At 73.7% G+C, this 14,097-nt stretch carries 16 protein-coding genes; 6 read left to right on the top strand and 10 right to left on the bottom strand.

All coding sequences use genetic code 11. The features are described 5' to 3' along the window. Positions 1-8: 8 nt before the first annotated feature. On the bottom strand, positions 9-743 hold the full coding sequence (locus KZ813_RS11160; protein WP_219755052.1) for an SDR family NAD(P)-dependent oxidoreductase: 735 nt from the start codon (positions 741-743) through the stop codon (positions 9-11). Between the two features lie 88 nt (positions 744-831). Between KZ813_RS11160 and KZ813_RS11155 the strand changes: the two genes are divergently transcribed. The 5 genes from KZ813_RS11155 (at position 832) to KZ813_RS11135 (ending at position 3,987) form a co-directional block, all read left to right on the top strand. Beyond that, entirely contained in the window at positions 832-1,227 is a 396-nt protein-coding gene (locus tag KZ813_RS11155) for a winged helix-turn-helix transcriptional regulator (RefSeq protein ID WP_219755051.1), read from the top strand. A gap of 95 nt (positions 1,228-1,322) precedes the next feature. After that, a complete protein-coding gene (locus KZ813_RS11150) occupies positions 1,323-1,901 on the top strand; it encodes a LemA family protein (RefSeq protein WP_219755050.1) in 579 nt (192 codons plus the stop codon). A 150-nt stretch (positions 1,902-2,051) separates the two neighbouring features. Continuing rightward, on the top strand, positions 2,052-2,852 hold the full coding sequence (locus tag KZ813_RS11145; protein WP_308461863.1) for a TPM domain-containing protein: 801 nt from the start codon (positions 2,052-2,054) through the stop codon (positions 2,850-2,852). Beyond that, positions 2,852-3,511 carry a TPM domain-containing protein gene (locus KZ813_RS11140; RefSeq protein ID WP_219755048.1) on the top strand — a complete coding sequence of 220 codons (660 nt, stop codon included), beginning with the start codon at positions 2,852-2,854 and terminating at the stop codon, positions 3,509-3,511. The genes KZ813_RS11145 and KZ813_RS11140 overlap by 1 nt, the downstream gene beginning before the upstream one ends. Before the next feature lie 47 nt (positions 3,512-3,558). Next, entirely contained in the window at positions 3,559-3,987 is a 429-nt protein-coding gene (locus tag KZ813_RS11135) for an acyl-CoA thioesterase (RefSeq protein ID WP_219755047.1), read from the top strand. Between the two features lie 13 nt (positions 3,988-4,000). On the opposite strand, the gene KZ813_RS11130 is transcribed toward KZ813_RS11135, so the two are convergent. The 5 genes from KZ813_RS11130 to KZ813_RS11110 all read right to left on the bottom strand — a co-directional run bounded on the left by KZ813_RS11130 (position 4,001) and on the right by KZ813_RS11110 (position 8,812). Beyond that, positions 4,001-4,192, bottom strand: a complete 192-nt coding sequence (locus tag KZ813_RS11130) for a hypothetical protein (RefSeq protein ID WP_219755046.1) — start codon at positions 4,190-4,192, stop codon at positions 4,001-4,003. Between the two features lie 47 nt (positions 4,193-4,239). Continuing rightward, the gene (locus KZ813_RS11125; protein ID WP_219755045.1) at positions 4,240-4,890 is read right to left on the bottom strand and encodes a peptidylprolyl isomerase; all 651 of its coding nucleotides are present in this window, start codon (positions 4,888-4,890) and stop codon (positions 4,240-4,242) included. Positions 4,891-4,946: 56 nt separating this feature from the next. After that, complete coding sequence (locus KZ813_RS11120; protein WP_219755044.1) at positions 4,947-6,071, bottom strand: alpha/beta fold hydrolase; 1,125 nt, start codon at positions 6,069-6,071, stop codon at positions 4,947-4,949. 41 nt (positions 6,072-6,112) lie between these two features. Continuing rightward, complete coding sequence (locus tag KZ813_RS11115; RefSeq protein WP_219755043.1) at positions 6,113-7,351, bottom strand: histidine-type phosphatase; 1,239 nt, start codon at positions 7,349-7,351, stop codon at positions 6,113-6,115. A gap of 150 nt (positions 7,352-7,501) precedes the next feature. Next, on the bottom strand, positions 7,502-8,812 hold the full coding sequence (locus tag KZ813_RS11110; protein WP_219755042.1) for a gluconate:H+ symporter: 1,311 nt from the start codon (positions 8,810-8,812) through the stop codon (positions 7,502-7,504). A 122-nt stretch (positions 8,813-8,934) separates the two neighbouring features. Between KZ813_RS11110 and ubiA the strand changes: the two genes are divergently transcribed. Then, positions 8,935-9,840 (top strand): 4-hydroxybenzoate octaprenyltransferase, encoded by a 906-nt coding sequence (gene ubiA / locus KZ813_RS11105; protein ID WP_308461862.1) that lies wholly within the window; start codon positions 8,935-8,937, stop codon positions 9,838-9,840. Positions 9,841-9,866: 26 nt separating this feature from the next. Here ubiA and msrA read toward each other — a convergent pair whose 3' ends face one another. The 4 genes from msrA to pabB form a co-directional block, all read right to left on the bottom strand. Then, on the bottom strand, positions 9,867-10,529 hold the full coding sequence (gene msrA / locus KZ813_RS11100) for a peptide-methionine (S)-S-oxide reductase MsrA (protein WP_219755040.1): 663 nt from the start codon (positions 10,527-10,529) through the stop codon (positions 9,867-9,869). An 89-nt stretch (positions 10,530-10,618) separates the two neighbouring features. Continuing rightward, positions 10,619-10,759, bottom strand: a complete 141-nt coding sequence (locus KZ813_RS11095) for a hypothetical protein (protein ID WP_219755039.1) — start codon at positions 10,757-10,759, stop codon at positions 10,619-10,621. Positions 10,760-10,964: 205 nt separating this feature from the next. Beyond that, on the bottom strand, positions 10,965-12,164 hold the full coding sequence (locus KZ813_RS11090) for a pyridoxal phosphate-dependent aminotransferase (RefSeq protein ID WP_219755038.1): 1,200 nt from the start codon (positions 12,162-12,164) through the stop codon (positions 10,965-10,967). A 52-nt stretch (positions 12,165-12,216) separates the two neighbouring features. Further along, positions 12,217-13,965: an aminodeoxychorismate synthase component I gene (gene pabB / locus KZ813_RS11085; RefSeq protein ID WP_219755037.1), complete on the bottom strand. Its 1,749-nt coding sequence runs from the start codon at positions 13,963-13,965 to the stop codon at positions 12,217-12,219. Positions 13,966-14,097: the final 132 nt, after the last annotated feature.

Genomic DNA, 14,097 nt, shown 5'->3' with positions numbered 1-14,097 from the left:
GCGCGCGCTCACACCTGCGCCAGCCCGCCGTCGGCGAAGACCTCGCCCCCGGTGAGGAAGCTGCTGTCCGAGGAGGCGAGGAACGCCGCCACCGCGGCGATCTCGTCGGGCTGGCCGACGCGGCCGATCGGCGTGCTCGCGCCCAGCTCGACCATCGCGTCGCGGCCGACGACCTCCTGCGCCAGCTCGGTCAGCGTCGGCCCGGGCGAGAGCACGTTGACGCGGATGCCGGTGCCGCGCAGGTCCTGCGCCCAGCTGCGCGCGAAGTTGCGCACCGCCGCCTTGGTCGCGCTGTAGACGCTGAACGCGGGCGTGCCCATCGCCCCGGTGGTCGAGCCGGTGAGGATGATCGAGCCGCCCGCGCGCATCAGCGGCAGCGCCGCCTGCACCGTGAAGAGGACGCCCTTCACGTTGATGTCGAAGGTGCGCTGATATTGTTCCTCGGTGATCTGGCCGAGCGGGACGAGGTCGCCGTGGCCGGCGTTGGCGAACAGCACGTCGAGCGTGCCGCGCTCGGCCTTCACCTGGTCGAACAGCCGCGCGAGGTCGGCGAGGTCGGAGACCGAACCCTGGACCGCGCGCGCGTTGGCACCGAGCTCCTCCACCGCCCGCTCCAGCGGCTCCTGCCGGCGCCCGGTGACGTAGACGAACGCGCCCTCCTCGACGAAGCGCCTGGCGGTGGCGAAGCCGATGCCCGTCCCGCCGCCGGTCACCACCGCGGTCTTGCCCTCGAGTCTCTTCATGATCGTCTGCTCCGTTCTGCGAACTGGCGCAGAGCTGAGGACGTGCCTACCTGTCGACAAGTATGCACCTTTTGGTAAGTACCAGGAAATGACCGATACCCTAGACCTACCCGCCGCCGGCTTCAGCTGCGGGCTCGACGCCACGCTCCGCGTCATCGCGGGCAAGTGGAAGCCGCTGATCATCTATTTCCTGATCCAGGGGCCGAACCGCTACGGCGCGCTCAAGCGCGCGGTCCGCGGCGTGAGTGACAAGGTGCTGATCCAGCAGCTGAAGGAGCTGGAGGCCGACGGCATCGTCACGCGCCGCGACTATCGGGAGGTGCCGCCGCGCGTCGATTACACGCTGACGCCGCTGGGCCACGGCCTCGCCGCCGCGCTGGCGCCACTGTGCGAGTGGGGCAGCGCGAACATGGACGCGGTGACTCGCCTGCTCGAGGAGCGCGCGCGCTGGCCGACCGCCCCGCGCGCCGCCGGCACGGGCTGACCGCGGCGAGAAGATCGTTACTCCCCTGGTAACTTTTACCCCTGTGCCCGCGTTGGCGCGGGCGTATGGTTCGCCGGAACAGAGGGGAGTTCAACATGATGCACCGTCGTGCCGCCGCGCTCGTGATGGCCCTGCCGCTCGCCGCCTGCGGCGTGAACAGCGTCCCCACCGCCGAGGAGAATGCCAAGGCGCGCTGGGCCGACGTGCAGAACGAGTATCAGCGCCGCGCCGACCTGATCCCCAATCTCGTCGCGACGGTGAAGGGCTATGCCAAGCAGGAATCGGACGTGCTCACCCGCGTCACCGAGGCGCGCGCCTCGGCCAATCGCGTGCAGGTGAGCGGCGACCAGCTCAGCGACCCCGCCGCGGTGCAGCGCTACGCCGCCGCGCAGAACGCGGTGACGCTGTCGCTGCAGCGGCTGCAGGAGGCCTATCCCGACCTCAAGTCGAACCAGAACTTCCTCTCGCTCCAGTCGCAGCTGGAAGGAACCGAGAACCGCATCACCATCGCGCGCCGCGACTACAACCAGGCGGTGCAGGACTATAACACGCGCATCCGCACCTTCCCCGACGCGGTCGGCGCCAAGATCTTCTACGGCGCCAAGCCGCTCGTCCCGTTCCAGGCGACGAGCCCCGGTGCCGAGCAGGCCCCCACCGTCAATTTCGGCGGCTGAGCCGCGACGATGATCGCGCGCGCGCCCGGATCGGTGTCCGATCCATCGGAGCGGAAGCGTGCTCCGGCGAGCGCCCGAGCCCACTCCTTCGGGAACGGCGCTCGTGGCTCCGTGCTCCCGCGGGCGCGGGAGCACGGTCGCGTCTCGCACGTGACGGATCGGACCTCGGCGACGGCGAAGCGCTGGTGCGCGCTGCTGGTCGCGGCGCTGTGGCTGATCGCGGCGGCGACCGCGACCGCGCAGCAGTTCCCGCCGCTGACCGGCCGCGTGGTCGACGAAGCGAAGCTGCTCGACGCCGAGCAGGTGCGCCAGCTCGAGCAGCTCTCCGCCGCGGTCGAGAAGGCCTCGTCGCGCCAGCTCGTCGTCGCCACGGTGCCCGGCCTGCAGGGCTATACGATCGAGGACTACGGCTATCGGCTGGGCCGCGCCTGGGGGATCGGGCAGAAAGGCGCCGACAATGGCGTGATCCTGCTGGTCGCGCCCAACGAGCGCAAGGTGCGGGTCGAGGTCGGCTACGGGCTCGAGCCGATCGTCACCGACGCTTATGCCAGCATCGTGGTCAACCAGACCATCCTGCCGCGCTTCCGCGCCGGCGACATGGCGGGCGGGATCGTCGCGGGCGCGCAGCAGCTCGCCGAGCAGCTCAAGCTGCCACTCGAGGCGGCCGAGCGCCGCGCCGCGCAGGCCAGCGCCAAGCCGGCGCGCGCGGAGGACGGGGGCGACTGGATGGTCGTCGCCTTCTGGATCGCGGTGGTGCTCGTCTTCGTGCTGCTGCCGCTGCTGCGCCGCTCCGCGGGCGGCAAGCGCTATCGCGGCGGCTGGGCGCCGGTGGTGCTGTGGGGCGGCGGCGGATCGGGCTGGGGCGGCGGCGGCGGCGGCGGCTTCTCCGGCGGGGGCTTCTCGGGCGGCGGCGGCTCCTTCGGCGGCGGCGGCGCGAGCGGCAGCTGGTGATGGCGCGGCTGGTGCTCACCCCCGCGGAGCGCGCCGCGGTGACCGCGGCGGTGACCGCCGCCGAGCGCGCCACCGACGGCGAGATCGTCACCGTGGTCAGCGAACGGTCCGACGCCTATCACGATGTCGCGCTCCACTACGCGCTGCTCGCCACCTTGGCGGTGCCCGCGGCGGCGGCGCTGTGGCCCGCCGCGCTCGCGCCGGGCAACGGCTGGGGCGAGTCGCGCGCGGCCGCGCTCGCGCTGCTGCTGGTGGCCCAGGCGGCGACCTTCCTCGTCGCGCGGCTGCTGCTCGCCTGGATGCCGCTGCGGCTCGCGCTGACCCCGCGCGCGACGCGGCGGCGGCGCGTTCGGCGGCGCGCGCTCCTGTATTTCCGCCTCGCCGCCGAGCGCCGCACCGCCGGACGCGAGGCGGTGCTGCTCTACCTCTCCGCCGACGAGCGCGCCGCCGAGATCGTCGCCGACCGCGCGGTCCACGCCGCGGTGCCCCCGGAGCGCTGGGGGGCGGCGATGGCGGCGCTGGTCGACTCGGTGCGCGCCGGGCAGCCGGGCGAGGGCATGGTCGCGGCGGTCGGCGCGGTCGGCGCGATCCTCGCCGAGCAGCTGCCCAAGAGCGCGAGCGACGCCAACGAGCTGCCCGACCGCGTGATCGAGCTCTGACGCGGGGACGTTGACCCGGCACCGCGGCGTCGCCACAGGCGCGGCCTATGACCCGCCCCGGCTTCGCCTTCTCCACCCGCTTCCGCGTCCGCTACGCCGAGATCGACGGCCAGCGCGTCGTCTTCAACTCGCGCTACCTCGAATATGCCGATGTCGCCGCGACCGAGTTCTGGCGCGCGAGCGGCATCGCCGAGGCGCTCGGCCCGGTGTGGGAGGAGAGCGAGTTCCACGTCCGCCGCGCCGAGCTCGACTATCTCGCGCCCTTCACCTGGGGCGATGAGGTGGAGGCGCACGTGCGAGTCGAGCGGCTCGGCACCACCAGCATGACGCTGCGCTTCGAGCTGGCCAACCCGGCGACCGGCGCCTTGTGCAGCGTGATCACGATGGTGAGCGTCAACGTCCACCTGCCGACCGGCCGCCCGGTGCCGATCGCCGACGCGGTGCGCGCCTATGTCGAGGCGCTGCCGCGCGGCTAGGGCGCGATCTGGGCTACTGCCCGTCGCTCTCGCCGCGGCCCGCGCCCACCGCGCTGTCCTCGCCGGTGGCGCGGCCGCCGTCCTTCTTCGGATAGGCCTCGGGCGTGGTGCCGCCCTGGTTCTTGACCGCCTGCTCGTCGCCCGCGTCGCGGACCTTGCCGTCCTCGCGGAAGTCACCGCCCGGCTTGTTCGGCTGCTCGCTCATGTCGCTCTCCTTCGCTCCGCCCTCAACGAGCCGGGGGCGCCGAGAGTTCAGCCGTCGCGGCGGCGCTCGATCAGCCAGGGGCGCGGGCGGCCGGTCGGCCTGGCGGCGCCGTCGAGCCGGATCGCCTTGTTGACCCGGACCGGCTCCAGCATCAGCGTGCCCTTCATCCCGCCGCCGGTCGGCTCGGCGAGGATGCGCTTCACCGTCGCCTGCCCCGCCACGACTCGGCCGAAGGCGGCATAGCCCGGGTTGGTCGGGCTCCAGTCCATCGAGGGGATCGCGCCGACCGTGATGAACCAATTGCCGTTGGCCGCGCCGGGCGGGCCGAGCCGCGCCATCGAGATCGTCATGTCGAGGTGCTTGATCCCGGTCTGCTTGGTCGATTCGTGCGGGATCGTGTCGAGGAAGCGGCGCGCGTCGGTGCGGATGCCCGACTGGATGAAGCCGTAGCGCGGGTCGCGCTTGTTGCGCGCGGTGCGATAGAAGCTGACGCCGTCGAACCGACCGTCGTCGACGTATCGCATGAAGTTGGCGGTGGTGATCGGCGCGTGGCGCGCGTCGAGCGCGAGCACGATCGGCCCGTCCGCGGTCTCGAGCCGGACGCGCACCCAGCCCGGCGTGGCGCGGTCGGCGCGCTGCGCCGCGGCGGGCGAGGGGAGCAGCGCGGCGAGCGCGACGAGCGGGAGGAGGGCACGCATGCGCCCGGCGCTAGGTCGCCCGGCGCGCGCGCGCAAGCCGCGCGCGTCCGGCCGGATCAGCGCCTGGCCGAGCGCGCGAGCAGCGCGACGAGATCGTCCTTCCACAGCCGCGCCCAGGTGTGGCTGCCGTGGCCGCGCGTCCCGACGCTCTCGGGGATCAGCCGGAAACGCGCGTCGCGCATCCGCCGCACCGCGCGCTCGGGATAGTCGAGCGCGCGCGGGTTGATGAAATCGTCCGCCGAGTTGATCCAGGTCACCGGCGCGGTGATCGCCTCCAGCCGCGGCCAGGGATCGTAGCTGCGCGACGAATCGAGCGCCCAGATCAGGTCGTTGGCGTCGAGCCCCTTGAGCGAGGCGGCGACTCGCTGGCGCGCGTAATCGGCGGCGGCGTCGCGCGTCGGATAGGCATCCTGCAGGTAGATCGGCGCGCCGCCCGCGACGAACAGCAGCGAGGCCGCGCCGCGCAGCCCGGCGAGCGGCTGCGCCTCGTAGCGGCCCCCGGCATAGGCCGGGTCGGCGGTGATCGAGTCGATCGCGAGCTGGCGCCACATCCGGTTGAGCCCGGCGATCGGCACCGCCTCGCAGCCGAGCGGCATCAGCGCCCGCGCGGCGTCGGGCCAGCGCTCGCCCCACATCAGCGCGTGCATGCACCCCATCGACGTGCCCATCAGCAATCGCAGCCGCTTGATCCCGAGCGTCTCGGTCACCAGCCGGTGCTGGAGCGCGACCATGTCGTCGTAGTCGTAGCGCGGGAAATCGGGACCCGCGCCGTCCGACGGCTTGGACGACCCGCCGTGCCCGATGTTGTCGGGGAGGATGACATAGTAGCGCGCGATGTCGAGCGGCTGGCCGGGGCCGTAGAGCTGGTCGGCGAACTGCGGCTGGAGGAACTGTTTGCCGGTGCCGCCGGTGCCGTGGAGCACCATCACCGCATTGTCGATCGCGCCGCGCGAGTCGCGGTGCGGCGTGCCGAGCGTGGTATAATGGAGCCGCACGCGCGCCATCCGCCCGCCCGCGGCGAAGGCGACGTCGCGCAGCTCGGCGTCGGCCTCGCGCGTCGGCCACGTGCGCGCCGCGGCGGGCTGCGGCGCCGCGGCGGTGAGCGGCGGGCGCTGGCCCTGCTGATGGGCGAGGGCGGGCGACGCGGCGAGCGCGGTAAGGGCGAGGAGGGTACGGATCATGTCCCCTTGTCGGCGCGCCGCCGCGGCGGTGCAAGCGGGGCTCAGCCCGCGGTGCGCGCGCGCAGCCGCCGCACGAACTCGCCGAGCGGGCAGCTCCGCTCCGGCCCGCCGGCGCAGCCCGGGATCGCGAGCCGGGTCACGGCGCCGCCGCGCGCGAGGCGGCGCAGCTGGGTCGGCGACTGGGTGCGATAGGTCACGCGCACGAAGCGCGCCCCGGCGCGGCCGCGCAGCAGCTCCAGCACCAGCGCGCCGCCCGGCGCGACGTCGCCCGCGGCATAGCCGGGCGCGGACAGCGTCACGCCCAGCACCGCGGCGAGCGCGGTGACGTTGGTGTCATGCCCGACCAGCAGCTCGACCGCGGGGCCGTCGCGCGCGGTGAGCCGCTCCTCGACGCGGCGCGCGAGCGGCCCCGCCTGACGCGCGGCCATATAGGGCGGCCGCGAGAAGACGTCGAACAGGGCGGCGTGGAGCGCGCCGAGCTGGCGCAGCGCGGCGGCGTCGACCCGTGCCCAGCGCGTGCGCGCGGTGAGCCCCTCGGCATATTGCAGCAGCAGCACCTGCGCCGTCCCGGACTGGTCGCGGATCGGGCCGCTGAGCTCGATCGAGCGACCGTCGGCGCCGGGGCGCAGCGCCGCGGGCGCGGCCGGGCTGCAGCCCGCCGCGTCGCCGCAGCCGAGCGCGCGGTCGAGCTCGGCGAGCTGGGGGCGGTAGCGCTCCGCCATCCGCTCGACCCCGCCGGTATAGGCCTGGATCGACTCGATCGCGGCGCGCGGGTCGAACGGCGCCGCCCCGGCGCGCAGCGGCTCGAACAGCGGATCGACCTCGCCCGCGCCGCGATGCCCGACCGGCACCGCGCAGCCCGGCGCGAGTCCGTCCACGAGCGCGGCGCCGCTGGCGACGGTGCGCTCGGCGGTGTTGGTCCAGACGCTCAGCTGCCCGGCCGCGGGGCAGCGCCCGCGCGCGGTGAGGCCGAGCGAGTCGAGCCAGCGGCGTGCCAGCGCGCCCTCGATCCGCAGCGCGCGCGCGCCGTGCGGGGTGAGCCGCTCGGGCGCCACCGGCCAGCGCGGCCACGCCGCGTCGGTGCGCGTGCCCGCGGGTACCTCGCCCGGGATCGGCGCGCGCACGCCGTGGCGCACCAGCGCGACCACGCGCTCGACTCGGAGCTCGTGCGGCCGCACCGCGCCGCGCGGCGCGGCGCCGAGCGGGGTGGCGAGCGGGGTGGCGAGCAGGAAAGCGAGGGGTATGAGCGTTCGCGTCCCGCGCGTGATCCGTCCCGTCATACCCGCCTCCGCCTCCACTTGCGGCTTCCATTATAGCCGCGCGGTGCCGGTCACCGTCGCATCGGGCGACGACGTTCCCGTGACACCGCATGGCCGAAGGTGCGTGCGGGCGCGCCGCGGCGACGCGTGGCGCAGGTCGGTCGCGCGGCGCTACACGACCGCGTCGAGCAGCAGCACGAACACCAGCCCGAAGCTGCCGACCAGCGTCTCCATCAGCGACCAGGAGCGGAAGGTGTCGCGCAGGCTCAGCCCGAAATATTCCTTGAACATCCAGAAGCCCGAGTCATTGACGTGGCTGCACATCAGGCTGCCCGCGCCGATCGCGAGCACCATCAGGTTCGGGTTCGCGCCGCTGGTGGCGAGCAGCGGCGCGACCAGCCCGCCGGCGGTGAGCCCCGCCACCGTCGCCGAGCCGAGCGCGATCCGGATCACGCAGGCGAGCAGCCAGCCCAGCACCAGCGGCGGGATCGGCAGCGTCGCCAGCTCGGCGGCGAGCACGCGGTCGGCGCCGCTCTCCACCAGCACCTGCTTGAGCGCGCCCGCACCCGCGATGATCAGCAGGATCGGCGCGATGTCGCGCGTGGCGCCGGCGAAGCTCTCCATCATCCGCGGCAGGGGCAGGCCGCTGCCCGCGCGCAACGCGAGCATCGCGATCGCGATCGCCACCAGCAGCACCACCGTCGGGTTGCCGACGAAGCGCACCGCCGACGCGAGGTCGGGCGGCAGCGCGAGATAGCCCAGCGCGGTGGTGCCCGCGATCAGCCCGACCGGCAGCAGCGCGCACAGGAAGCTCACCGCGGTGCCCGGCAGCCGACGCTCGCCCGCGTCGTCGCTGCCGAACAATGTCGAGGGCGGCGACTGGATGCCTCTCAGTGTCATCGCGAACAGCGGCCCCGCGATCAGCAGCGTCGGCACGCCGACGATCAGGCCGTAGATCAGCGTCTGGCCGAGATCGGCGTGGAGCTGGGTCACCAGCGCGGTGGGGGAGGGATGCGGCGGCAGGAAACCGTGCGCGATCGACAGGCCAGCGAGCAGCGGCATGCCGACATGCACCGGGGGCAGCTTGGCGCGCGCGGTGATCGAGAAGATCAGCGGCACCATCAGCACGAAGCCGACGTTGTAGAACAGCGGGATGCCGACCAGGAAGCCGGTCGCCGCCATCGCCAGCGGCAGCCGCCGCGGGCCGAACAGCGCGATCAGCGCGTCGGCGATCCGCCGCGCCGCGCCGCTGTCCGCGATCAGCTTGCCCGCCATCGCGCCGAGCACCACGATCACGACCAGCGGCCCGATCGTGTCGCCGATCCCCTTCTCGATCGCCTTGGGGATGGTCTCGAGCGGCACGCCGAGCAGCACGCCGCCCAGCAGCGCGGCGACGACGAAGGCGACCAGCGGCGGCGCCTTGGCGAGCGCCACCAGCAGCACCAGCAGCACGATGACGAGGGCGATGGCGAGCAACGTCATGCCGGCCGGGCGACCATGATTATCCTCTCCGCGGGGACGGTTGACGCGCGACCATGGCGGGCACGCGGTGGCACCGCAACCGCGGCTTTGGTCGCGGGGCGGGACGCGCTAGAGCGGCGCGCGTGACCGAGATCGTCCCCGACAGCCAGCACCGCGGCCTCGTCGCCGCGCTCCCGCCGCTACCGCGCGCGCTCGCGCTGCTCGCGCGGCTCGACCGGCCGATCGGCTGGTGGCTGCTGTTCTGGCCCGGCGCCTGGGCGGTGGCGCTCGCCGGCGGCGCGGTGGAGCGCTGGCCGCTCCTGCTGTGGCTCCTGCTCGGCAGCGTGGCGATGCGCGGCGCGGGTTGCGTCTACAACGACATCGTCGACCGCGAGCTGGACGCCAGCGTCGCGCGCACGCGCCACCGCCCGCTCGCCAGCGGCCAGGTCTCGCTCGGCGCCGCCTGGGCGTGGCTGGTGGCGCTGTGCCTGATCGGGCTGGTGGTGCTGCTCCAGCTGCACCTGTACGCCGCGATCGTGTCGCTCGCCGCGCTGGCGCCGGTCGCGGCCTATCCCTTCATGAAGCGCATCACCTGGTGGCCGCAGCTGTGGCTCGGGCTGGTCTTCTCCTGGGCCGCGCTGGTCGGCTGGAGCGAGGTGTGGGGCGCGCTCACGACGCCCGGCCTGCTGCTCTACGCCGGCGCGATCTGCTGGGTGGTGGGCTATGACACGATCTACGCGCTGCAGGACCGCGAGGACGACGCCTTGATCGGGATCGGCTCGTCGGCGCTGGCGATGGGGCGGCACGTCCGCGCGGGCGTCGCGCTGTGCTACGCGCTGGCGCTGGCGCTATGGGCGGCGGCCTTCTGGCAGGTCCGCGCCGACGCGCTGGTGCTCGCCGCCCTGGCGCCCATGGCGCTCCACCTCGGCTGGCAGGCGGCGACGCTGGTGCCAGACGACGGCGCCGGCGCGCTCGCGCGCTTCCGCAGCAACCGCTTCGCCGGGCTGCTGATGTTCCTCGCCTGCGCCGCGGTGGGGACGCGGCTGTAGCCGGTCGCCGCGCGATCGCGGTGGGCTCAGCCCGCCAGGCGCGGGAAGCCGGCGCGGAAGGCGGCCACCTTGGGCTTGTCCCAGCGCACGATGTACGGGTGGTACGGGTTGCGCCGGAAGAAGTCCTGGTGCTCCGCCTCGGCCGGGTAGAAGGCACCGGCCTCCACCTTGGTCGCGATCGGGCGCTGGAAGGCGTGCGCGGCGCCGAGCTGCGCGATATAGGCGTTGGCGACGGCGCGCTGCTCGGGAGTCTGCGCGAAGATCGCCGATCGGTAGCTGGTACCGACGTCGGGGGTCTGGCGGTTCACCTGGGTCGGATCGTGCGCCACCGAGAAATAGACGCGCAGCAGCGTCGCGTAGCTCACCAGGCGCGGGTCGTAGCGGACCCGGATCGCCTCGGCGTGGCGGGTCGTCTCGCTGCTGACGTCGCGGTAATTGGCGGTCGCGGCGGTGCCGCCGGCATAGCCAGCGGTGACGTCGCGCACGCCGCGGACCTGCTGGAACACCGCCTCCATGCCCCAGAAGCACCCGCCCGCGAGCACCGCGGTCTGGAGCCCGGGCGTGGGCGCGACGTCGCGCGCGGCGGCGGGGATCGGCACCGCGCGCTCGGCCTCGGCCGCACCGCAGCTCGCCAGCGAGAGAGCGCCGAGCGCGAGCGCGGCGAGGCGGCGGTGAGGGAGCTTGGTCATGTCGCGGAAGATGGGGAGCGCGCGGCGCGGCGGCAACATGGATCAGCGCATTTCATCGCCCGCGCGCGTGGCGGGCGCTCTGCCCTCGATCAGCGCGCGGCGTGGGTCGCGGCATAGGCGTTGGCGGGGGTCTCGGCCTGGCTGGCATGGATCCCGAGCATCGCCGCCGCGCCGATCAGGAAGCCGCCGGCGAACTGGCGCGCGAAGCTGGACTTGATGAAACGGTTCATGGCGTTACTCTCTTCTCTCCGACCGCCCGCGCGGCCGCTCCGGTTCGACGGGCGCGATGCGCGCCCTTGGGCTGGAGGAATAAGGATCGGTCGATGAACGGCCTCTGGGCGGAGCGTTCATCTGGCGCCCATATAGGCGCGGCGTTCCCGCGCCGATATGTCAACGTTCGAACCGAATCGTTTCCGTTCGTGACCGTCGCGTCACTCAGCGGAGCGCGGCGCACGCCTGCTGGATGCGGTGGCACGCCTCGGTGAGCAGCGCCTCCGACGTGGCGTAGCTGATCCGCATCGCGGGCGAGACACCGAACGCCACGCCCTGCACCGCCGCCACCTTGGCGTCGTCGAGCAGATAGCCGACGAAGTCGCTGTCGGTCTCGATCTTGCGCCCCGCCGGCGTCGCCTTGCCGATCACGCCGCTGACGTCGGGGTAGACGTAGAAGGCGCCCTCGGGCGTCGGGCAGGTGATGCCCTCGGCCTGGTTGAGCAGGCCGACGACGAGGTCGCGCCGGATCTGGAAGGCGGCGGCGCGCTCCTGGAGGAAGGACTGGTCGCCGGTCAGCGCGGCCACCGCGGCGGCCTGGGCGATCGAGCAGGGGTTGCTGGTCGACTGCGACTGCAGCTTGCTCATCGCCTTGATCAGCCACGGCGCGCCGCCGGCGAAGCCGATCCGCCAGCCGGTCATCGCATAGGCCTTGGAGCAGCCGTTGACCGTCAGCGTGCGCTCGTACAGCGACGGGCAGACCTCGGCGATCGTGGCGAAGCGGAAGCCGTCGTAGACGATATGCTCGTACATATCGTCGGCGAAGATCCACACGTGCGGGTGGCGCTCGAACACCGCGCCCAGCGCCCTGAGCTCGTCGACGGTATAGGCGGCGCCGGTCGGGTTGGACGGCGAGTTGAGGATCACCCACTTGGTGCGCGGCGTGATCGCCGCCTCGAGCATCGCGGGCGTCAGCTTGTAGCCGACGTCGGCGCCCGCGGCGACGATCACCGGGGTGGCGCCCGCGAACTGCACCACGTCGGGGTAGCTCACCCAAAAAGGCGCGGGCACGATCACCTCGTCGCCGGCGTCGAGCGTCGCCACCAGCGCGTTGAACAGCGTGTGCTTGCCGCCGACGTTCACGCTGATCTGCGCCGGGGTGTAATCCAGGCCGTTGTCGCGCTTGAACTTGGCGACGATCGCCTCCTTCAGCTCGGGCGTGCCGTCGACGTTGGTGTACTTGGTCTTGCCCGCGCGGATCGCCGCGATCGCGGCCTCCTTGACGAAATCGGGCGTGTCGAAGTCGGGCTCGCCCGCGCCCAGGCCGATCACGTCGACCCCGGCACGCTTCAGCTCCATCACGCGGCTGGTGATCGCCAGCGTCGGCGAGGGATTGATGCGGTCGAGCGCGGCGGAGGTGTGCATGGCGGGCGCCTTCGTTGAGGAAGCGCGCGTGCCTATGCGACGCGCGCCTCCATCATGCAACCGCGAGCGTCGCCGGCATCAGCCCGCGCAGCGCGTTGCCGAGCAGGAAGCCGCGCGCGAGATCGGCCGCGGTGAGATCGCCCTCGACCGCGCGCCCCTGCTCGATCAGCTCGGCGCGCAGCACGCCGGGCAGCAGCGGGCCGGCGCGCGGCGTCACCAGCACGTCGCCGCGCGCGACGAACAGCGTCGTGAAGCTGCCCTCGGTGAGGCGGCCGTCGGGGGCGACGAACACCACCTCGTCCTCGCCCGCGGCGCGGCGCGCGCGGTCGTAGAAGCCGCGGTCGCTGCTCTTGTGGCGCAGCCGCCAGTCGCGCGGCGTCACCGGCAGCGGCGCCAGCGCGACGCGCAGCGGGGCGAGCCGCGGCGCGGGCGGCGCGGTAACCTCGATCGCGACCGCGCCGGACGGCGCCAACACCAGCCGCACGCGCGCGCGCTCGCGCAGCCGAAAGGTCGCCGCCTGCAGCTCGTTGCGCGCGGCGTGGCGGTCGAAGTCGAAGCCGAGCGCCGCCGCGCTGGCCTTCATCCGCGCGAGATGGCGGTCGACCAGCAGCAGCCCCTCGAGCGGGTCGAAGGCGAGCGTCTCGATCAGGTCGGGCGTGGTCACCGCGTGCGCGACGAAGGCCGCCTTGGCGAGCGCCTCGTCCCATTCCTCTTCCGCGCGCGAGTCGGCGACGATCCCGCCGCCGACGCCGAGCAGCGCGGCCTCCGCGCCGGCGGCGAGCGTCAGCGTGCGGATGGCGACGCTGAACTGCGCGTCGCCGCCCGCGTCGATCCGCCCGATCGCGCCGGTGTAGACGTCGCGCGCGCTGCCCCGCTCGATCGCGGCGATCGCCTGCATCGCGCGCACCTTGGGCGCGCCGGTGATCGAGCCGCAGGGGAACAAAGCGGCGAGCACGTCGGCGGCGTCGCGCCCCGGCGCCAGCGCGGCGGTGACGGTGGAGGTGAGCTGGTGGACGCTGGGATAATGTTCCACCGCGAACAGCGCGGGCACCGCGACGCTGCCCGCCACCGCCACGCGCGCGAGGTCGTTGCGCATCAGGTCGACGATCATGAGATTCTCGGCGCGCTGCTTGGCGTCGCCCGCGAGCCGCTCGGCCGCGGCACGGTCGGCCGCGGGCTCGGGCTCGCGCCGCGCCGTCCCCTTCATCGGGCGGCAGGTGAGGCGGTCGCCGTCGAGCGCCACGAACAGCTCGGGCGAGAAGGACAGCAGCCAATGCTCGCCGGTGGCGACGATCGCGCCCCAGCCGGCGCGCGCGTGCGGGCGTAGCCTGGCGTAGAGCGCGAGCGGGTCGCCGAGCACGGGCACGCGCGCGCGGAAGGTGAGGTTGAGCTGGTACAGGTCCCCCGCGGCGATCAGCGCCTGCGCCTGGGCGAACATCGCGTCATAGTCGTCGCGCGTCGGCTCGGGCTCGGGCGCGCCGACCCAGCTCGCCGCCGCGTCGGGCAGCAGCGCGGCGACGTCCTCCACCGTCTGCCAGCCGTCGAACAGGCCGAACCAGGCGAGCGGCGGCGCGTCGGTCGAGCGCGGCGCCGCCCCCGCGCTGGGTTCGAACGCCGCGCCGGCGGCGTAGGAGAGGAAGCCCGCGGCGTCGGCTCCCGCCGCGCCGGCCTCGCGCAGCAGCGCCGGGACCGCCGCGGCCGCCTCGGCGCGCAGCACGCGACGCGGGTTCGTGTAGAGCCGCGCCGCACCCGCGCCCGGGCGCGCGTCGTCGAGCAACACGAAGGGCGGTTCGAGCACCATCAGACGGTTGATGCCCGCGCGCCGCCGCGCGGGCAAGTCGACTCGCCGCGGCTCGTCGCGGCGAAGTCGCGGGAACGACGTCGATTCGAGCTCCCGGCGGCGGTATGCTTGGCTGTGACAAGCGCGCCCGCC

Origin of the sequence: Sphingomonas folli, assembly GCF_019429525.1 — a bacterium.
Lineage (GTDB): Bacteria > Pseudomonadota > Alphaproteobacteria > Sphingomonadales > Sphingomonadaceae > Sphingomonas > Sphingomonas folii.
This window is presented reverse-complemented; position numbering and strand designations above follow the sequence as displayed.